This is a genomic window from Leptotrichia hongkongensis (genome assembly GCF_007990635.1).
Taxonomy (GTDB): Bacteria; Fusobacteriota; Fusobacteriia; order Fusobacteriales; family Leptotrichiaceae; genus Leptotrichia; species Leptotrichia hongkongensis.
The window spans coordinates 1,246,694-1,267,039 of sequence record NZ_AP019846.1; the positions used below are offsets into that span (position 1 = coordinate 1,246,694).

At 28.8% G+C, this 20,346-nt stretch carries 26 protein-coding genes; 6 read left to right on the top strand and 20 right to left on the bottom strand.

What is annotated here, in order from left to right; genetic code table 11:
- Positions 1-322: 322 nt before the first annotated feature.
- The 5 genes from FVE75_RS10935 to FVE75_RS05965 all read left to right on the top strand — a co-directional run bounded on the left by FVE75_RS10935 (position 323) and on the right by FVE75_RS05965 (position 4,777).
- Positions 323-499, top strand: a complete 177-nt coding sequence (locus FVE75_RS10935; protein ID WP_172618789.1) for a hypothetical protein — start codon at positions 323-325, stop codon at positions 497-499.
- Between the two features lie 309 nt (positions 500-808).
- The gene (locus FVE75_RS05955) at positions 809-1,282 is read left to right on the top strand and encodes a GNAT family N-acetyltransferase (RefSeq protein ID WP_147005662.1); all 474 of its coding nucleotides are present in this window, start codon (positions 809-811) and stop codon (positions 1,280-1,282) included.
- Positions 1,283-1,452: 170 nt separating this feature from the next.
- On the top strand, positions 1,453-1,611 hold the full coding sequence (locus FVE75_RS10940; protein ID WP_172618747.1) for a hypothetical protein: 159 nt from the start codon (positions 1,453-1,455) through the stop codon (positions 1,609-1,611).
- A gap of 381 nt (positions 1,612-1,992) precedes the next feature.
- Positions 1,993-3,345 carry a hemolysin family protein gene (locus tag FVE75_RS05960; protein WP_147005663.1) on the top strand — a complete coding sequence of 451 codons (1,353 nt, stop codon included), beginning with the start codon at positions 1,993-1,995 and terminating at the stop codon, positions 3,343-3,345.
- Positions 3,346-3,394: 49 nt separating this feature from the next.
- Entirely contained in the window at positions 3,395-4,777 is a 1,383-nt protein-coding gene (locus FVE75_RS05965) for an NCS2 family permease (protein WP_147005664.1), read from the top strand.
- 103 nt (positions 4,778-4,880) lie between these two features.
- On the opposite strand, the gene FVE75_RS05970 is transcribed toward FVE75_RS05965, so the two are convergent.
- From FVE75_RS05970 to FVE75_RS11705, 13 genes are all read right to left on the bottom strand, one after another.
- A complete protein-coding gene (locus FVE75_RS05970) occupies positions 4,881-5,138 on the bottom strand; it encodes a Txe/YoeB family addiction module toxin (protein ID WP_006804080.1) in 258 nt (85 codons plus the stop codon).
- A 4-nt stretch (positions 5,139-5,142) separates the two neighbouring features.
- On the bottom strand, positions 5,143-5,400 hold the full coding sequence (locus FVE75_RS05975) for a type II toxin-antitoxin system Phd/YefM family antitoxin (protein ID WP_147005665.1): 258 nt from the start codon (positions 5,398-5,400) through the stop codon (positions 5,143-5,145).
- 144 nt (positions 5,401-5,544) lie between these two features.
- Positions 5,545-7,590 (bottom strand): transglycosylase domain-containing protein, encoded by a 2,046-nt coding sequence (locus FVE75_RS05980; RefSeq protein WP_147005666.1) that lies wholly within the window; start codon positions 7,588-7,590, stop codon positions 5,545-5,547.
- A gap of 34 nt (positions 7,591-7,624) precedes the next feature.
- The gene (rlmN, locus tag FVE75_RS05985) at positions 7,625-8,722 is read right to left on the bottom strand and encodes a 23S rRNA (adenine(2503)-C(2))-methyltransferase RlmN (RefSeq protein WP_147006454.1); all 1,098 of its coding nucleotides are present in this window, start codon (positions 8,720-8,722) and stop codon (positions 7,625-7,627) included.
- A gap of 174 nt (positions 8,723-8,896) precedes the next feature.
- Entirely contained in the window at positions 8,897-9,289 is a 393-nt protein-coding gene (locus FVE75_RS05990; RefSeq protein WP_147005667.1) for a type II toxin-antitoxin system HicB family antitoxin, read from the bottom strand.
- Between the two features lie 30 nt (positions 9,290-9,319).
- Positions 9,320-9,511: a type II toxin-antitoxin system HicA family toxin gene (locus FVE75_RS05995; protein WP_147005668.1), complete on the bottom strand. Its 192-nt coding sequence runs from the start codon at positions 9,509-9,511 to the stop codon at positions 9,320-9,322.
- A gap of 89 nt (positions 9,512-9,600) precedes the next feature.
- Positions 9,601-10,173, bottom strand: coding sequence for a DUF4291 domain-containing protein (locus FVE75_RS06000; RefSeq protein ID WP_147005669.1), 573 nt, complete (start codon positions 10,171-10,173; stop codon positions 9,601-9,603).
- A complete protein-coding gene (locus tag FVE75_RS06005) occupies positions 10,170-10,697 on the bottom strand; it encodes a HEAT repeat domain-containing protein (RefSeq protein ID WP_147005670.1) in 528 nt (175 codons plus the stop codon). The genes FVE75_RS06000 and FVE75_RS06005 overlap by 4 nt, the downstream gene beginning before the upstream one ends.
- A gap of 1 nt (position 10,698) precedes the next feature.
- Positions 10,699-10,935 carry a hypothetical protein gene (locus FVE75_RS06010; RefSeq protein ID WP_147005671.1) on the bottom strand — a complete coding sequence of 79 codons (237 nt, stop codon included), beginning with the start codon at positions 10,933-10,935 and terminating at the stop codon, positions 10,699-10,701.
- A gap of 836 nt (positions 10,936-11,771) precedes the next feature.
- On the bottom strand, positions 11,772-12,233 hold the full coding sequence (locus FVE75_RS06015; protein WP_147005672.1) for a hypothetical protein: 462 nt from the start codon (positions 12,231-12,233) through the stop codon (positions 11,772-11,774).
- A 22-nt stretch (positions 12,234-12,255) separates the two neighbouring features.
- Positions 12,256-12,453, bottom strand: a complete 198-nt coding sequence (locus FVE75_RS06020) for a hypothetical protein (protein ID WP_147005673.1) — start codon at positions 12,451-12,453, stop codon at positions 12,256-12,258.
- Position 12,454: 1 nt separating this feature from the next.
- On the bottom strand, positions 12,455-12,778 hold the full coding sequence (locus FVE75_RS06025; protein WP_232052465.1) for a hypothetical protein: 324 nt from the start codon (positions 12,776-12,778) through the stop codon (positions 12,455-12,457).
- Positions 12,768-12,899 carry a hypothetical protein gene (locus FVE75_RS11705; RefSeq protein ID WP_269472148.1) on the bottom strand — a complete coding sequence of 44 codons (132 nt, stop codon included), beginning with the start codon at positions 12,897-12,899 and terminating at the stop codon, positions 12,768-12,770. The genes FVE75_RS06025 and FVE75_RS11705 overlap by 11 nt, the downstream gene beginning before the upstream one ends.
- Before the next feature lie 364 nt (positions 12,900-13,263).
- On the opposite strand from FVE75_RS11705, the gene ligA reads away from it, so the two are divergent.
- Positions 13,264-15,372 (top strand): NAD-dependent DNA ligase LigA, encoded by a 2,109-nt coding sequence (gene ligA, locus FVE75_RS06030; RefSeq protein ID WP_147005674.1) that lies wholly within the window; start codon positions 13,264-13,266, stop codon positions 15,370-15,372.
- A 157-nt stretch (positions 15,373-15,529) separates the two neighbouring features.
- On the opposite strand, the gene FVE75_RS06035 is transcribed toward ligA, so the two are convergent.
- The 7 genes from FVE75_RS06035 to FVE75_RS06065 all read right to left on the bottom strand — a co-directional run bounded on the left by FVE75_RS06035 (position 15,530) and on the right by FVE75_RS06065 (position 20,284).
- Positions 15,530-16,111 carry a hypothetical protein gene (locus FVE75_RS06035; protein ID WP_147005675.1) on the bottom strand — a complete coding sequence of 194 codons (582 nt, stop codon included), beginning with the start codon at positions 16,109-16,111 and terminating at the stop codon, positions 15,530-15,532.
- A gap of 161 nt (positions 16,112-16,272) precedes the next feature.
- Complete coding sequence (locus tag FVE75_RS06040; RefSeq protein WP_147005676.1) at positions 16,273-16,854, bottom strand: hypothetical protein; 582 nt, start codon at positions 16,852-16,854, stop codon at positions 16,273-16,275.
- Positions 16,855-16,882: 28 nt separating this feature from the next.
- Positions 16,883-17,365: a hypothetical protein gene (locus FVE75_RS06045; RefSeq protein ID WP_147005677.1), complete on the bottom strand. Its 483-nt coding sequence runs from the start codon at positions 17,363-17,365 to the stop codon at positions 16,883-16,885.
- 27 nt (positions 17,366-17,392) lie between these two features.
- On the bottom strand, positions 17,393-18,010 hold the full coding sequence (locus FVE75_RS06050; protein WP_147005678.1) for a hypothetical protein: 618 nt from the start codon (positions 18,008-18,010) through the stop codon (positions 17,393-17,395).
- A gap of 50 nt (positions 18,011-18,060) precedes the next feature.
- The gene (locus FVE75_RS06055; protein ID WP_147005679.1) at positions 18,061-18,606 is read right to left on the bottom strand and encodes a hypothetical protein; all 546 of its coding nucleotides are present in this window, start codon (positions 18,604-18,606) and stop codon (positions 18,061-18,063) included.
- A 48-nt stretch (positions 18,607-18,654) separates the two neighbouring features.
- Entirely contained in the window at positions 18,655-19,023 is a 369-nt protein-coding gene (locus FVE75_RS06060) for a hypothetical protein (protein WP_147005680.1), read from the bottom strand.
- A 121-nt stretch (positions 19,024-19,144) separates the two neighbouring features.
- Positions 19,145-20,284 carry a tetratricopeptide repeat protein gene (locus FVE75_RS06065; RefSeq protein WP_147005681.1) on the bottom strand — a complete coding sequence of 380 codons (1,140 nt, stop codon included), beginning with the start codon at positions 20,282-20,284 and terminating at the stop codon, positions 19,145-19,147.
- Positions 20,285-20,346 lie beyond the last annotated feature (62 nt).

Sequence of the window (20,346 nt, forward strand, 5' to 3'; positions counted from 1 at the left end):
GCTCAAACAGTTTTGCCAGCACAGAAAAATGCTCCGACGGATTAGTTTATATTATGCTCTGTTTAAAAAATGAAAATTATATCTTAAATTACTTGAAAATATTAGATTTAGAAAAATTTGTAATAATTTCGTTATTTAAATAGAATTTAGTATTAGATATAATTTTATTTTCTATTAAATTTTTGGAAGAAATATAAAAAAATTGCATTTTAACTAGAAATATTGTATAATTAAAATATAAAAAGAACACAAGTAATTAATACATAAAATGGAATACATATTCGACTTAGATAATAACAATATAAAAGGAGATGGTATATTTATGAAAAAGATTATTATGCTGGTTATATTAGCTATGACTTTGTTCAGCTGTGAACTGCTTGATCCAAGTGGTTGGGAAAGAGCTCATCAAAAAGCAGCTGAAAGAGGAAGGAAATGTTATGAAAAACGTAGTGGATACATATACTGTGAGGATAGATACGGAAATAGGGAATTCTAATGTATACTGCAAAGGTACAAAATAAGAAATGATGAATTTATAATAAGAAGGGTAAGGCTTCTCGTTTAGGAGAATGTATTCTTGCTCTTTTTTTGCTTGAATAATTATAAAAATTAGATATAATTTTTAAATTTTAACAAACTGATTGAGTTTTCATTATTAAACCCTATTTAAAAAATAGAAACTATTTTAAGAACAAGAAGTTTTAATTCCTTGATAAGACTACATAATTCAAAATTTATTAAACATTCACTATTTAAATAGGAAATGATATTAAAAAAAATGCAAATGAAAGGAAAAATTACTACAATGAAAGAGATTAGACTAGCACAAGAAAAAGATATTCCAAAAATAGAAAATTTACTGGAACAAATTTTATTAGTTCATCACGAAGGGCGTCCAGATATTTTCAAGGTAAATGGAAAAAAATACACAGCAAAAGAATTAGCAGAAATGTTAAATGATTCAAATAAGCCAATATTCGTAGCAACTGATGAAAATGATAACGTAATCGGCTATATTTTCTGCATTTTTGAACAACAAACAAATCACAATGTCCTAACTGATATAAAAACATTGTTTATTGATGATCTTTGCGTTGATGAAAGCACTCGTGGGCAGAACATCGGAAAGAAATTATATGATTTTGCCTTAGATTTTGCAAAAAAAGAAGGCTGTTACAATTTAACATTGGATGCTTGGGCTGATAATGCTGGAGCTGTTAAATTTTATGAAAGGTTGGGAATGAAAGTTCAGAAGTATGTTTTTGAAGAGATTTTGTAATTTTTTATTAAATTTTTGGAAGAAATATAAAAAAATTGCATTTTAACTTGAAATATTGTATAATTAAAATATAAAAAGAACACAAATAATTAATACATAAAATAGAATACATATTCGACTTAGATAAGAACAATATAAAAGGAGATGATATATTTATGAAAAAAATTATTATGCTGGTTATATTGGCTATGACCACGTTCAGTTGTAGTTTATTTGACGTAGATGAATGGAATGAAGCACGTGAAAGAAGAGCTGAAAGAGGAGTGGAGTGTTATGAAAAATATAATGGAAATGTATACTGTAAGGATAGAGACGGAAACAGATACTAATTAGAATGTGAAAGTTGAAATACCATAATGTAAAGGAAATTATGAATTTATATAGGAAGGGCAGAGATTTCTCATTTAGGAGAATGTATTCTTGCTCTTTTCTTTTGCTTAATTAATTATAAAATTATATCTAATTTTTAAATTTTAATAAACTGATGGAGCTTTTATTTGTTTAGCTACGGCTGTTTAACGATTGGAAGATAATTTTAAAATCAATTTTTAAATTTTTTAAAAATATGCTATAATATGCTCAAACTCTTTAAATTAATACAAAATAAAAAGTTAGAGTTTGAATAAATATAGTTACATTTTTTAAGTTTAGTTTTAAAATTTGTTACTATAAAAGTTGGTAAATTTAAAAAATTTAGGAGGAAAAATAAAATGTCTGAGGGCAGTTTATTATTACAGATTGTAATAATAATAATTTTAACGGGAATTAACGCTTTCTTTTCCAGTGCGGAAATGGCGATTGTTTCGTTAAACAAAAATAAATTAAAAATATTAATTGAAGATGGAAATAAAAAAGCAATTTTACTTGATAATTTGTTGCAGGAACCTAGTAAATTCCTGTCTACTATTCAAGTTGGGATTACTTTGGCAGGTTTTTTTGCATCAGCATCGGCAGCGACTGGTTTATCCCAATATTTATCTGGTGCATTGCAACCTTTGAATATTCCGTACAGTAATCAAATTTCGATGATTTTAATAACTTTTCTATTATCATATATCACTCTTGTGTTTGGGGAACTGATTCCAAAGAGAATTGCACTTAGAAACTCAGAAAAGATCGCTTTATCATCAATTGGAGTTGTTGTATTTATTTCAAGGTTATTTTCTCCATTTGTAAAATTTTTGACATTTTCTACAAATTTGGTACTTACAATTTTGAAAATGAAAGAAGACAATATTGAAGAAAAAGTTTCTAAGGAAGAACTGCGTTCGCTTGTGGAAGTTGGTAAGGAACACGGTGTTATAAATGAAGCTGAACAGGAAATGATTGAAAATATTATTGAATTTGATGAAAAAATTGCAAGAGAAATAATGATTCCGAGGACAAAAGTATTTTTGATTGATAAAAATATCTCAATTCATGAGCTTTTTGAAAATAAGGAAATTGGAAAATATTCACGTATTCCAGTTTATGAAAATGAAGCTGACAATATTGTCGGAGTATTGTTAACCAAGGACTTGATGATGGAAGCCTACAAAAAAGGGTTTGATAACATAAAAGTTGCTGATTTGCTGCAAGAAGCGTATTTTGTTCCTGAAACAAAAAATGTAAATGAACTATTTAACGAAATGCAGCTGGAGAAAAAGCATATTACTATACTGATTGATGAATACGGAGGTTTTTCGGGAATTGTTACACTTGAAGATTTGATCGAGGAAGTTATGGGAAATATTGCCGATGAATTTGATGATGAAGACTTGTCAATCCGTCAATTGTCACGAAATAAATATTTAATTAACGGAGAAGTTTCGCTAAATGACTTAAATGATAACTTTAACTTTGAACTTGAATCAAAATATTATGACACTTTAAGCGGAATTTTAATTGAAAATTTAGGATATATTCCCGAAGATAATGAAAATATTGAGCCAATTACTATTAACGGTGTTGTATTCAAGCCACAGAGAGTTAAAAATAAAAAAATCGAAAAAGTTATTATGACTTTTGACAAAGATCAGCAAGATGATGAAAAGTCTAAAAACAAATCGAATGAAGATGAATAATATTTGTAACAACATAAATAATACATAGAAATGGAGTTGATTAATCAAAATGGGCATCACTAATGTTCAACAAACAAGCGGACTTAAACGACTTTTCCCGCTCCTAGCAAATGAAAATGTCAATATGAAAAAGGAAATTGTGGCAGGGATTACAACATTTCTTACAATGGCGTACATAATTGCTGTAAATCCAAATATTTTGTCAAAAACTGGTATGGATGCAGGGGCATTAGTTACAGCAACTTGTTTTTCAGCCGCAATTGGCTGTTTTCTTATGGGCCTTATTGCAAATCTGCCTTTCGCTCTTGCCTCGGGTATGGGATTAAACGCATTTTTTGCATTTACAGTTGTATTAAAAGGCGGTATCAGCTGGCAAACTGCTTTGACTGCTGTCTTCTGTGAAGGAATTATATTTATCTTCTTAACCCTTTTTAAAGTGCGTGAAGCCGTAGTAAATTCCATTCCAGAAAATATGAAACACGCTGTTACTGGTGGAATTGGAGTATTTATCGCATTTGTCGGTTTTTCAGGAAGCGGGCTGGTTGTTTTAAATGAATCTACCAAAGTTAGTATGGGACATTTTTCTCCAGCAGTTATTATTTCATTTATCGGATTATTCTTAATAGCTATTTTAGATAAAAAAAATGTACGTGGATCAATCCTTTATGGAATAGTATTAAGTTCTCTTCTAGCCTGGGGATATGCACTTATAAATCCTGCACATGCAAAAGAATTAGGAATTTATTTACCATCTGGTATCTTTAAATACGAGTCAATGATGCCTGTTATGGGAAAATTGGACTTTAGGCTATTTACTGATTTTAAAATGTTTGGAAATTTATTTGTCATAGTTTGTACATTCCTGTTTGTAGACTTTTTTGATACTGTCGGAACATTAGTAGGAGTATGTTCAAAAGCTGATATGCTAGATGAAAATGGAAACGTACCAAATGTAGGACGAGCTTTAATGGCTGACGCAATTGCAACTACAGCTGGTGCCGCACTTGGAGTTTCAACAGTTACAACGTATGTAGAAAGCTCAACAGGAGTTATCGCAGGGGGAAGAACAGGATGGACTGCCATCACAACAGGATTCCTGTTCCTAATATCAATGTTTTTCTCACCAATATTCATTTCAATACCAGGATGTGCCACAGCTCCAGCCCTAATTTACGTTGGTTACCTAATGCTAAGTTCAGTTAAAAATATAGACTTGCACGATATTCTGGAAGGAGTTCCATCTTTCATCACAATTACAACAATGGCTCTAACTTACAGTATCGGAGATGGTTTGACATTAGGAATATTATCTTACGTATTAATAAATCTATTTTACAATTTATTCTCGAAAAAAGAAGACAGAAGACACGTTTCATGGGTAATGGTTATTTTAGGAGCATTATTTATAGTTAAATTATTATTTATGTCATAATCAAATTTATAAATTCTTATAGACAAAAAATATGATTTCTTATACATTAATCTGTATTTGAAATCATATTTTTTATTACTTTTTCATAAAATAATTTAAAAAGTTATTTGTAATGATTAGCACAAGCTATTATTATAACTTCATTTTCAGTCAATTTATAAATAAATCTGTGCTTATCAGTTATTCTTCTACTCCAATACCCACTTAATTCATGCTTTAAAGCCTCTGCTTTACCTATTCCTTCATTTCCATTTCTCTGAATATCCTTTATAATTTCATTTATCTTTTTTATAACTTTTTTATCTTTTGATTGCCAATCTACATATTCCTTCCATGCTTCACTATTCCAATTTATGTTCATGTTATTATTCCACCTCAATTAAATCATGTTTCTCAACTTTCCCTTTTTCAACCTCATCTTTTCTTTTCAACAATTCATTATAATAATCTTTATTAGACATAATATACAAATTTTCTATAAGATTATTGTATTCTTCTTCACTCATTAATACCACATTTTCATCATTTTTTCTAGTTACAATTATTGTTTCATAATCTCTTGTTGCCTTATCACAATACTTTTTAAAATTATTTCTAATATTAGAATAATTTGTAGCTATCATATTTCTCACTCCTTTTAAAATTTTGTTCAATTTATTGTACAATATATAGTGAAAATTGTCAATTATATTTACAAAAAAATAGAGAACTAATTTTTAATTCTCTATCTTTTGTAGTTTCAAATATTAAATTTTTATAACAAAATTTTAGAAAGTAATCCCATTCCTAAACTTACCTTCCGACTCAACTGGCTCTGTTCCAGTCTTAAACAGTGCTGTTCGTTTATTTACTCCATCTCTGTCAAGAAGTCCAATTTGCAAGTCAATATCTCTTGTTGTTAAATCTTTTCTTGTAATATAATCGTCTATAAATTCAAAGACTCCAACGTTGTAATTTGGCAAGTCAACTACTGTCTGCATGTAAGTTTTCCAAATTGGTGCAGCTGCAGCTCCCCCAGTCATTCCAGGCCCCATTGACTTGTTGTCGTCATTTCCGACATAAACTACTGTTGCAAGAGTAGGTGTGTAACCTGTAAACCATGCTGAAACGTAATCAGAAGTTGTTCCCGTTTTTCCAGCCATTGGAATAAGCTGTCCATTTTTTAAGACTTTTGCAGATTGCCCAGTTCCATAATTTACAGCATTTTCAAGCATGTAAGTTAATATTGCAACATCTTTTGAATCATAAACTTTTTTCATTTTTGGTTTTGCTTCATAAACAACTTCACCATATTTATTCTCGATTTTGTAAATATATTGAGGCTGAACTTGATATCCTCCATTTGCAAGTGCCGCATAAAACATTGCCATATCTATTGGTCTTGTCGAAATTGAACCAAGTGCCAACGTATAGTTCTTAGGAAAATCTCCTCCTACAACTCCCGCATCACGCCATACTTTTTCAGCCGAATTGATTCCAACACGTTGCAATAGTTTTACTGGTATTATATTGTTGGAAATTTCCAATGCTTTAGCAAGTGTCATGCTGTCTCTGAATACTCCGTCATAGTTCTTTGGACTCCAGTTTCCAATTTTTACTGGTGAATCTTCCATAACGGTATTCATTGCCATGTTTTTTTGCAATGCTGCAAGGTAAACTACTGGTTTGTAAGATGAACCTGGCTGTCTTAATGAACTTAATGCACGATTAAAGTTACCTTTTTTATAATTTTTTCCTCCAACCATTGCTTTTACAAACCCATTGCTTGGATCAATAGAGAGCAATGCACCATTTAAGTTCGCTCGACTCTTCAAGTTATAGTTATTGTTAAATGCCGAATAAGCTGCCCTTTGTAAATCTAAATCAACTGTTGCATAAATTTTATAACCGTCAAATAAGAATTTTTGGTCTTCTTCAGGTATTTTCAATATTTTTCTTACTTCACTTAATACAACTGTTGTAAATTCAGGTGCCACATTTGAAGTCGAAATCTGTTCCTCTTCATTACGGCTTTTAATATTACCATTTACAAACGTAATTTTTTCTTTAACCGCTTTCTCATATTCTTCCTCTGTTATAAATCCAAAATTCCTCATTTGATGAAGCACAATCTTTTGTCTTTCCAACGCATGTTCTATTTTTGAATATTTTGTTGGAGATTTTGGAAGACTCGCTAAAATTGCCGCTTGTGCAATAGAAAGCTGTTTTGGCTGTTTATTAAAATATTTTATAGCCGCATTTTTTATTCCGTAAGCTCCTTGCCCAAAATAGATTGTATTCAAGTAATTTTCCAGAATTTCATCTTTTGTATACTTTCTTTCAATTTCTATCGCTAAAATCGCTTCTTTAATTTTTCTAGTCATTGTCTGTTCTGGTGACAAAAAAGCATTTTTTGCAAGCTGCTGAGTAAGTGTACTTCCCCCTTCACGCCGTCTCCCTGTAATTGTCAAAAAAGCCGCTCTTGCCGTTCTTACAAAGTCAAATCCGTGATGAGTCCTAAATTTTCTATCCTCAATTGCCAAAAACGCATTCTGCACATGCAAAGGAATTTCTCCAATTCCAATTGGAGCTCTATTTTGAACCATTATCGTATCTATTTGATTTCCATTGATGTCATAAATTACCGATGGCGATACAGGTGCATACCCATCAATCAAATCAACTGGCGTTTCCTTGCTTACCGTATAAACAAGATAAGCTCCCGCTCCCGCTCCGATTATAAACAAAAACACAAAAACTTTGAAAAAAAATGACAATAAACTAAATTTTTTTCTAGGTTTTGCAATTTTTTCTTCTTTATTATTCTTTTTCATTACTACCTCTTTTCGTAACTATTTCAATATCTATTTAAATATTTTTAGCAGAATCCATCTGTTTTTTTGCCTTCAACTGTCCGCAGGCCGCTGCAATGTCCTGACCTTTAGTTTCTCGCAACGTTACATTAACATTTTTGTCTTTTAATAATTTATAAAATTCTCTTTGTTTTTGTTTTGATGGTGTTTTATAAGGCTTTCCACCGACAGGGTTATAAGGAATCAAGTTTACTAGACACGAAAATGAATTTAAGAATCCAGCTAGTTCCCTTGCATCTTCAGGTTCGCAGTTCAAATCATCAATCAAGATATATTCAAATGTAATACGATTTTTAGTTTGTTTATGATACTCCAAAAGTGATTCTTTTAACTGTTTTACTCCCCATGTTTTATTTATCGGCATAATTTCACTTCTCACATCATCTCTCACTGAATGTAATGAGATTGCTAAGTTCACTTGATTTTCATTTTCTGTAAATCTTTTTATCCCATTTACAATTCCGCTTGTAGAAATCGTAAAATTCCTTTTTGAAAAATTTTGCCCCTTAGGAGAATTTAACATATTAATTGAACCAAGAACCGCATCATAATTTAAAAATGGTTCTCCCATCCCCATATAAACTACATTTCCTAATTTTTCTCCACGTTTAAGTAAATATTTCTGAACATAGTAATATTGTAGTAAAATCTCAGAAATTGATAAATTTCTTTCATAAGTCATTGTAGCTGTGGCACAGAAATCACATCCGATAAGACATCCAATTTGCGAAGAAACACAAAGCGTATGCCGATTTTTATGAGAAATAAGCACACTTTCAATCAGCCTTCTGTCCTTCAGTTCAAACAAAAATTTCTCAGTATCCCCATCTTCCGAAACTTGATGTGTCTTAAACTCCAATTTTGCCACATAAAATCTCTCTTTCAAAATCTCTCTGTCTTTTTTGGAAATATTAGAAAACTCATCAAAATCAAATATCAGTTTATTATGTAGCCAGTCAAAAACTTGACTCGCATTAAACTTTTTAAGACCAATCTCAACAAATTTCTCTTGTAAACTCTCTAAATCCATCCCCAAAATATCAATTTTCTCAACTGTATTTATATTCGTCATTTCATTATTATTTATCTCCATTATTTTATTTTTTTTCAATTTCCTCCTTTTATTTTTACAATTTTCATTGCCTATATCATACCATATTTTACGAAAATATTACAGTATAAAAAATAGAATTTTCAAAATAAAAAAAATGCTCAAAATTTAATTTTACTTAATCTATTTCTGAACATTTTTCTTAATTTTTAATTTTTATATTCCCAAAGCCTCTTTTAATGCCGTTTGCAATATATTAGAAAAGTTTAATGACTGTTTTTCAGCCTCATCATTTAACCATTTTGGAATTGTCAATGTCTTTTTTACAGCCTGATTTCGTGTTTTTTCTAAAATTGGAGAAATCCAGACATCAACATATATCAAAAATTCTCCATTTTCCAGTTTTATCTCACTATTTTCAGATTTTGGAAACGGAATATTATTTTTTGCCATTGTAAAAAGCATTCCTGATAAAACATCTTTTGCATTTCTTACAACTTCCTCAAGCGTCTCTCCATCAGTAAAACATCCTTCAAAATTTACAAAATTTGCATAAAAAACACCATCTTTTTCTTTTACAACACACGGATATAACAATCTATTTTTCATAAAACTACTCTCCTATAAAATATTACAAGGCTAAAATTTAAGCCCTGTAATACGTTCTATATTTGTTAAAGTTCCAGATGGTATATCTTTTTTTGTACATTTTACAGGACATATTTTACCATCTTTTATATAAATTTCATGTGAACCAGTTGTATGATCAAGTACCCATCCATTCTTTTTTAAAACTTTAACAACACTTCTGTAAGGTTTAGTTCTTGACATTATTCCTCCTTACAATATCATTATACGTATTTTTTACACGTGTGTCAATATGTTTTAGAAATTTTATAAAATTTAAAAAATATTAGGATTCAAACATATTTTTCTTCTATTGGAAGATCACTATCCAAAAAACTCCCATTCTCAATCTTCTCTCTCATTTCTATAACTTTATCAGTTATATCCGTTATATTTACAATCCACTCATTTACATATTTTTTTACAGTTTCTCCTTTTATACCTAGCTGTATCGCCCTTCTTCCTATTGGATTGCCATAAATATCCCTATCAGGATCCCATTGACATCTTACTTCTGAATTTTCCAGTTTTTCTTTCCATTCTTCCTTAGATAAACCAGAAACTTCTCTAAAAGATGAAAGTACAGCATTTTTCACTATTTCATCAAATCCTTCCCTTTTCAAGTCAATTGCCAATATTCTTTCCTGTCCTTGCTTACTAGCCCAGCCACTTCGGAACATCATCCAGAGAAACGACGGCTTTATCCAAGTCATTCTTGTAAGGCTGAATTTACTTCCAAACCTTCCTAACTTCAAAGCCTCATCTGCTATTTCATCGTTATACGCCTGATAAACTCTTATTGTTTTATCATCAAATACAGCATAAATATTTCTTTCTTCTTCTTTTTTCATAATTAATCCTTTCATTCGACATCCTTATTTGTAAAATCACATCTCTTCAACTGCTCCATTGCATGTTCTCTTATAGTCTCTTCTTCACTTTGTAATAATAATTTCAATTTTTCTTTCGCCTTAGGAGTATTTATGTCTCCTAAAGCAAAACAACATTTTCTTACTAATACAAAATTATCATCCCAACGGTATTTTTCAAAATTCGAAGTTGCTAGTTCGTATATGCAGTCTATTATTTGGGGTAAATGTATCGCTATTGTTTCATGTTCGTTATGCCATTCTTCTTTTGATAATTTACATAAAATATCAGCAAATTCTACTTCTAATTTAAAAAATATAACTGTACTAACTAAATCATCTATTTTATCTTCAGACTTTTGAAAAAATGCTTGTTCAAAACTTTTTTTTAATAATTCAATTTTCTTTTCCTTTGTAAAGGAAAATTTATTAAGAAACTCTTTTTTTGTTATTCTTTTATTCCAATAATCATTTATTAATTCAAATACTTCGCTAATTGTAATTTCACTTTTTAAATCCATTTTATTTATTCTCCTTTATTACTTCGTATTCTTTAAGATTTTGATTAAATATTTCTAACCCTTTTCCTTTTTCTTTTCCAAGTTGAATATTTATTTGTTTTTCTCCTGTTATTTTATTTTTTTCTTCTTTAAAACACACAAATTTATATCCCCAGCCAGGACTTTTTTCAGGCATTGGCATATCAGGGTATTTATCTTTAACAACATTACCTTCTGATCTTATTCCTATTTTTTCCATTTCATTTATAGTTCCTTGCTTTGTATAAAATTTCAGTTGAATACCATCATAACTATCTGTAAATCCTAAATTAGGTGATGTTGACGTTTCTCCTGTTCCTTTTAAATTACCTGTACTTTTTAAAATTCCATAGTCTTCTTTTGAAATTGTACGATAAAAAACATCATAATTTCTGCTATAATCATTCGTTACAGCATTATAAGTTGGAACAGAAACTAATCCTTGACCTTTGTTTCTAGTTTCAGTATACGGAATATTATATTTAGTATCAAAATTCCATTCATTATTTCTACCTAATGTATCAGTACCTTCAGAATTTTTTACTGCTGTTTTTGGAATTTCTGATTTGAAATTCCAATTCGATTTTCATGAATTTAGTGTATAAGTTTTTTCTGAAGGCTCGATTACAGTATTTCATTAAAATTTCCTGCTTTATTCATTTTAAACTGTTTTAATACAAAGCCATTGACCGCCCTGCTGAGCAATATATACGTTGGCAGCTTTACTGCTAAATTTTCAGTCTTTTAGCGTCGGTTAACTGCTTCTGATGTACCATACTGTAACTCTCCATCAGTTTATGAAATAATTTAATGTTGCTTGGCATTATTGACTGAAGTTTACCATCTTCAACAACTTCGATACCTTTTTTTATTTTGTCAGCACCATCAATATAGTAAAATGATTTACCATTTACATTTCTTACATTCTTATTTTTCTTAGCTTCTTTAATTACTCTTTCTGCTTATTCAGTAAAGTTCGTAAATCCTTCCAGTGAGTTTTCAAATGTTCCCTTAGAAACACCCAATCTTTTTTCTAAAGGAAAAGAGATTATTACATTATCTTTTCCAATCTTCCAATAATCCAAGTCTTTCCTTGTATTCTTCAAGTTCTATCTGTAAACTTCCTTCTATATAGATCCTATCTCCTTTTTTTAAATCCATATCTTTTTCCATATCCAAAATTATATCTCTGTCTACAATGGAATTTTTTGCATAATAAGTAAATTCATTTATGACTTCTGTTATTTCTACTACTGCATCTATTCCAGAATATTCATTTTTTTGTACATACATTAATTCTTCATCTGTTCTTTCAAATTCTGTTATCCAAGATATAAATAGATTTCCTTCTATTATGTCTCCTACCTTTCTTTTCATACTTATATTGTTCATCATAAAAACATCTTCTGAAAATTCCATGAAATATATACCAAATTCTTTTCCATCATCTATTTTTTTTACCCTTAACCACCTTTCATCAAAATCCGCTTCTATTTTCTTTATTATAAATTTTTCCATTTTTATACTCCCATCTTTCAATTTATTTTATTGGAACCATAGATTGTATAATATTTTTAAAATAATCAATTTCAATATCTTCAACTTCAAAAATCTTTTCTTTATTGTCAGAATAAAAAAATGAAACTGAGTAAAATCCTTCTTTTTTTACTTTTTTTGAATTATTAAAATAAAGAAATATAACTAATATAATTAATAATAATACAATGATTTTTTTCATTTTATTTTCTCAAACTTTCTATCCAACTTTCATAAAATTCCTCTTGCTCTTTAACACTACCAATTTTTAGTTCGCTATCATAATCAAAGATATCTACTACATCAGTTAAAGTTGTTTGTTTTCCCATTTGTAATTTATACGCCTTTGTCCCTCCAAATTCTTTTTGCATTCCAGAAGGATAAACATTAATAGCTGAAGCATTACAAAGTAAATAAATGTTATTTAATTCTAATTTTTTTCGTAATTCTACAACAGAATCAAAGATATTATCACTTTTTGAAAAATATATTGCTCTTTCAATTTCTATTTTTAAATTAATTTTCATCTTGAATTTCTGATAAAAATAGTTTATTTTTTTCTATTTTTCCATTATTAATAATGTTAATCTCAAATATTTCCATATTATTTTCATCTTTCACATTTACCAATCCTTCTTTCATTTTCAATTTCTATATATTTCTCCAAAAACACCATTTTAATTTTACGATATTCTTAATTCCAGTATTTTCCAATACCAAAACATATTCTTTTTCTCCAGTTCATTTTAATACAATTTTGTAATCTTTTTTCAATATTTTTATATTTTTTTAATTTATAAATTTATAACAAAAAAATACAAATCAATTTTTTTTCTCTTCTTTTGAAAAAAGTAAAAAAACACTATATCATTCTTAATAAAATTATTATATTGTACCATTCACGATTTGTCAATATTTGGGATTCAAGCTCTGATTTAATTGCTCCAAAAACTTTTCATATCATAAAAAAAATGATATAATTTACAAAACAAATTTTATAAAAGGAGCAATCGTGAATTTATTTAGTCAAGAAAAAAATAACGAAAATGAAAATATAGATAGTGAAAAAAACACCAGTTTTTCTGATATTCAAGAAAAATATACAAAATTGAGAAATGAAATCGAATATCATAACAATCTTTATTATAATGAGGACAAGCCTCTTATTTCGGATATGGAATATGACGCTTTAATGCGTGAATTAAAACAGCTTGAGCAGGAATATCCAGAATTGCTGAAAAATAAAGAAAATGGAGAAAGTTCACCTACTGAAAAAGTTGGAGGTACTGCAAGCGAAAAATTTTCGAAGATACGACATCGGGTACCTATGCTTAGTCTGTCGAATACTTATAATATTTCTGAAATTGAGGATTTTGACAAAAGAATCAAAAAAATTATTTTATCTGAAAATGTTAATAATCATTCACAGGAACTAGAGTATATTCTGGAACTGAAACTGGATGGGCTTAGTATAAGCCTGATTTATGAAAATGGAGTGCTTGTTCAGGCTGTAACACGGGGAGATGGTCAAATTGGGGAAGATGTGACTGAAAATATTATGGAAATTAAAACTATTCCTAAAAAATTGAAAAAAGATGTTTCACTGGAAGTTCGTGGAGAAATCATTTTGCCAATTTCGAGCTTTAACCGAATAAATCAAGAACGTGAAGATGATGGAGAAGATGTTTTCGCAAATCCTAGAAACGCGGCTTCTGGTACAATAAGACAGCTGGATAAGACAATTGTTGCAGAACGTGGGCTTGACTGCTATCTCTATTATCTTGTAAATGCTGAGAATTACGGGATAAATACTCATTTGGAAAGCATTGAATATATTGAAAAACTTGGGTTTAAAACAACAAAAATATTTGAGAAATATACTGATTTTAAAGAATTGGAAAAATCCATCGACAAATGGCATAACAACAGGAAAAAACTTGATTATGAAACAGATGGGCTTGTTATAAAGGTAAATAATTTTGCACTTTACGAAACGCTTGGCTACACAACTAAAAGCCCACGATGGGCAATTGCCTACAAGTTTCCTGCTGAACAAGTAAAAACTAAATTAATGGACGTAACTTTTCAAGTTGGAAGAACTGGTGTAATCACTCCTGTTGCTGAACTTGAAGCTGTGAATTTATCAGGTTCTGTTGTGAAAAGAGCAAGTTTACATAACTTTGATGAAATTCGCAGAAAAGATATAAAAATTGGCGATAATGTCATTGTAGAAAAGGCGGCAGAAATTATTCCGCAAGTTGTAAATGTTGTGTTTGACGATAGGACTGGACAAGAAATTGAAATTCAGGAACCAGCAAATTGTCCTGTCTGCAATAGTGAGCTTGCACACGAAGAAGGACTTGTCGCCTTAAAATGCCACAATCCACTTTGCCCCGAAAAAGTTAAACGCCAAATTGCCTATTTCGTTTCTCGTGATGCAATGAATATTTCTGGACTTGGTGACAAAATTGTCGAAAAATTTATTGAATTAGGAAAAATAAAAACAATAGTCGATATTTATTCGTTGGAAAAATACCGTGAAGAATTGGAAAATCTGGAAAAAATGGGACAAAAAAGCGTAGACAACTTGATAAATAGCATCGAGTCCAGTAAAAATCGTGATTTTTCAAAAGTTCTCTACGCACTTGGAATCCCTTTTGTTGGAAAATTCAATGCGAATCTTTTGACAAAAACTTTCAAAAACATTGAAAATCTGAAAAATCAGTCAATCGAAAATTTACTGGCTGTAAAAGGTATTGGCGATAAAGTGGCACTCGCTGTAAATACTTTCTTAAATGATGAAAATAACTGGAAAATTATCACAGATTTACAAAATATTGGATTGCAATTTGCCGTTAATGAAACTAATTCAGAAGAAATAGCAGATAATCCTATAAAAGACAAAAACTTCCTTGCAACTGGAAAACTGGAAAAATACAAACGAAACGACATAAAAGATATTATCCTGTCCAAAGGCGGAAATTATCTGTCAGCGGTCTCAAAAAATCTGGATTTTCTAATCGCTGGAGAAAAGGCTGGAAGTAAACTGGAAAAAGCTGAAAAATTGGGCGTTCGGATACTTACAGAAGAGGAATTTGAAAAGGAATTTTTGGAAATTTAATTTTTAACACATCACCGAACACTTTCAATGTTAAATAAATTCAATAGATTTAATAAATTTTATTTATAAAAAATAGGGATTTCCTTAAATTACAGTAATCCCTATTTTTATTTCAATGAATTGTTATTTCACTATATCATTTGTTTCTTTGTCCAATTTATTTTGAGTCATCAATTAACCATTTTCCATTTTGTTTTACAAGTTTTAATGTTATTTCTGTTCCACCTTGATGACCTTTTCTACCATCAACAACAAAATCTTCTTCGTATTTATCTTTTAAATAAACTGTTTTAGACTTAGAATCATATTTTTTCAATTGAAATCCACTTTCTTCTCTTATATCCATTATTCCTGATCCTAATAAAGGGTCATAGTCATAATCAATATCATCATTTTCTTTTAAAAATTTCTCATCAGCAGGAGTTAATTTCCCTTCAAGTGCCTTTTCACCTAATTCTATATGTTTTTCTCTTCTTCTGTATTCTTTTCTGAATTTTTCTGTAATTGGAGCTTTTGCAAGCCATTTATCAAGTTCATCAGGATCTCTAATTTCTATATATTCATTCATAAAGTTTATTGCTGTATTTATCGCTTCTTTATCCTCACTACTTAATTTTGTATTTGCCTGATTACTTTCTTTAACTGTTTTTTGAACTTTACCTACTTTTGATTTATTTCTTGTAACTGACATTCCTAAACTTGCTACGATTAACATAGCTATTCCTATTTTTTTTAACATTTTTATCACTCGCTTTTATTTTTTATATTTATCATAATTTTTCAAACTATTATTTAATTTTCCAGCACTATAAAGAGAAACATTTATAAATGTATGGTCTACTGCTCTATATATTTCAATGAATATATTACTTGACTATCTCATTTGTTTCTTTGTACAATTTATTTTGAGTCATCAATTAACCATTTTCCATTTTGTTTTACAAGTTTTAATGTTATCTCTGTTCCACCTTGATGACCTTTTCTACCATCAACAACAAAATCTTCTTCGTATTTATCTTTTAAATAAACTGTTTTAGACTTAGAATCATATTTTTTCAATTGAAATCGACTTTCTTCTCTTATATCTATTATTCCTGCTCCTAATAAGGCATCATACTCATAATGAATATCGTCATTTTCTTTTAAAAATTTCTCATCAGCAGGAGATAATTTTCCTTCAAGTGATTTTTGACTTAATTCTATATATTTTTCTCTTCTTCGGTATTCTTTTCTGAATTTTTCTGTAATTGGAGCTTTTGCAAGCCATTTATCAAGCTCATCAGAATCTCTAATTTCTATATATTCATTCATAAAGTTTATTGCTGTATTTATCGCTTCTTTATCCTCACTACTTAATTTTGTATTTACCTGATTACTTTCTTTAACTGTTTTTTGAACTTTACCTACTTTTGATTTATTTCTTGTAACCGCCATTCCTAAACTTGCTACTATTAACATAGCTATTCCTACTTTTTTTAACATTTTTACCACTCGCTTTCATTTTTTATATTTATTCATAATTTTTCAAACTATTGTTTAATTTTCCAGCACTATAAAGAGCAACATTTATAAATGTATGGTCTACTACTCTATATATTTCAATTATTTTTTTTGAATTATATAATAATAAAGCTCCTTTACGCTCTTTTATATTCATTTTTTCTTTAGAAATCTTATTTATATTTTTTTTATAAGCTTCAATTATTTTTGCATGTTCCTCATCTGTTGTTACTGAATCAAAAATTGTCGAATACAGCTTATTTTCAGAAAAAGCAAAACTGTTAAATTGTCTTTTCACACCTAACGGATCTTCTACATTTGCATAATAATAAACAGCATAACTTCCATCATCATGTGAATTTGATAACGGTTCACTTTTCACAATATTTCTCAATTCTTTTGGAGAAATTTCAAAATTAATTTTATTCGTAACTTTTTCTCCAAATACTATTGCTGATAATAGCAACATCATAAATAATAACATTTTTTTCATAATTAGTTCTCCTTTATTTTTTTAAAATTATTTTATTTTTGATTCATCAATTAACCATTTTCCATTTTGTTTTACAAGTTTTAATATTATTTCTGTTCCACCTTGATAATTTTTTCTACCATCAATAACAAATTCTTCCTCATACTTATCTTTTAAATAAACTGTTTTAGATTTGGGATCATATTCTTTCAATAAAAATTCACTTTCCTGTGCTAAATCTTCTATTCCTAATCCCAATAAAGGATCGTATTGATAATAGGAATATATATCGTTATTTTCTTTTAAAAATTTCTTTTCAGCAGGAGTTAATTTTTCTTTAGGTGATTCACTTGTTACTGCATACAATTCTTTTTCCTTTAAATCTATATATTTTTCTTTTCTAAAATATTCCTTTCTAAATTTTTCTGTAATTGGAGCTTTTGCAAACCATTTATCGAACTCATCAGGGTTTTTTAATTGTATATATTCATTTGCAAAGTTTATTGCTATATTTATTATTTCTTTATCTTCATTGCTTAAATTTTTATTTACCTGATTACTTTCTTTAAATGTTTTATGGAATTTAATTTGTTTTGATTCTTTTGTTGTAGCTGCAATTCCTAAACTTGCTATAATTAACATTGCTATTCCTATTTTTTTTAGCATTTTTTATCCCTTGCTTTCATTTATATTTTTTTTAAATATTAATTTTATAATTAACCTGCTGGATAATATTCCAATACATTCTTTATATTACCATTTTTATCAGTAATTACAACCTTTTTAGATTTTTCATCAAATCCAAAGTATAATTTAGGATGTTTTTTCCCATCTTGACCAATATAGTTGTCTATATAATAAATTCCTTTTACAGCTGTTTTTCTTATTTTATAATATGAAACATAAGCTTCAGAATTTTCATCAAGACTTTCTTTAATGGTAAAACCATTTAAATTTTTGATATTATTAAAATCTGATACTAACGGAAGACCATTTTCAGGTTTTTCATCATAATATGATGATAAATAAAAGTCATTATTTTTATCAGATTCCAATTTTCCTATTTTAAAACTATATACATTATATACACCCTCTATACCATCTTTTTTATCCAACCAGCTAAAATTCATTATGCTGATTTCCTGTTCGGGAACTTTATTTTCTTTTTCAATTTTCTCCCAGCTTTTTCCTGTTGTAGTAATTTTTTCTGCAAATACCATTGTACTTAATACAAGCAATCCTGTTAAAACCAATTTTTTCATAAAAATCATCTCTCCTTTAAGTTTTAATTAACCATATTTTCTGCATCACTAATCTATAGACAGATAATCTCCTTCCCAGTCAATTCCTTTTTCCTTTGCATATTCAAAACTGTCTGTTTTAAGTTGACCAGTTTTTTTATTTACAGTGTAACTGAAGATACGAGGTTCAACTCTAGGATCTCCACCACATTTTTCATTATCACTACGTACATCAACCTGAAAATCTTCCGCAGTTTCATCAATGTAAAATTTCATACACTTTGTTCCTAATTTACCACCAAGGTTATGCTTAATTATAGATTTTTTCACAGTTTTTACTGCTTCTTCCTCACTTTTTACAGGCACAGCACTTAAAAAACTAGCACATAATAGCAAAAGAATAAAAGTTTCAATCTTTCTATTAAAAAACTTTTTCATAAAAAATCATCTCTCCTTTAAGTTTTAATTTTATAATTTTTTGTTAAACTAATACATAATTCGACCTGGAATATATTGGCTTACGCTGTTATCCTTTTTTTCAATTAATTCTTTAATTTTTTCAAAATGCACTATTAAAGGCAGTATTTTTTATATCTGCTACATCTATTTTACTCAAAGTTTTTAATGCTTCTCCAAATTTTCCTAAACGACGTTCAGCTTCAGCTTTCAAAAATGCAGCTTCAAGATAATTATTTCTTTTAATATTTTTCATTTCCACGTTAATATTCTCTTTAAATGAATTATAGGTCATCTTTTCTAATTTGTCAGCATAACTTAGAGCTTTTTTCAAATCAGCTTCTGTTGATAAATTATTTTTATCATAAACTTCGCCAATAATTCCTCCGTGTTCATCCAAATAATGTAAAATAATCAACTTCCAATGTTTTGGCTGTGCTTTAAGAAATACTTCATCTATAGCTTTTTTATTACCTAAAGAACTATACAATTCTGTTTTCCTTAAAAGCTCCTGTCCCGAATACTGTCCATTATTTTTTCTAATTACTTCCTGCAAATAATTCAATGCCTTTTCTCTAAAAATTTTCTTTGCTTTCTCATCAATACTGATTTCATTATAATATTTATAACTATAACTACTTTCAGCCTTCTGCAAGCTGGAAACACTATAATAAAAATCAGCTATCTTTTCTAAATAAATATTCTTATCCTGCTTTTCTATAAGAGCATTCGCTTTATCATATTCTTTGTTACTGATATATAAGTAAGCTAAACTCGATGGAAAACCTTCTTTTTTTCCTGAAGATAAAGATTTTTCAAGATAATCTATCCCTTTTATCAGACTCTCCTTTAAAGTATCATTATTCTGAACATTTCTATTAATGTGTTCAATATATGATTTATAATATGCTTCCCCTATTTCTTTATCTGAAAATCCTCCTGCCATTTCATAAAATCTCCCTAAATAATATTCTTTAGGAGAATTTTGAGGAATAACTTTATATTCTTTTGAACTTATTATCTTTTCATATTTCTTCAATTCCTCTTTTGTAAAATTTTCTTTAAACATTACAAATTTATTTTCTGGACATTGCTGTGGCAAACTTATACCAGCTGTAAACTTTTCATTTCCTAGTGGACAAGTATACTCTTTAGTTACTATTCTTATGGAAAAAGAATTTGAAGCACACATTACCAATCCTGCTGTAATTAGTGCAGATAAATTTCTTTTTTTCCTTTTCATATCAACTCCTTTCCCTTTGATAAATGTATTTTATCAAACGAACCTTAAAATTAACTGAAAAT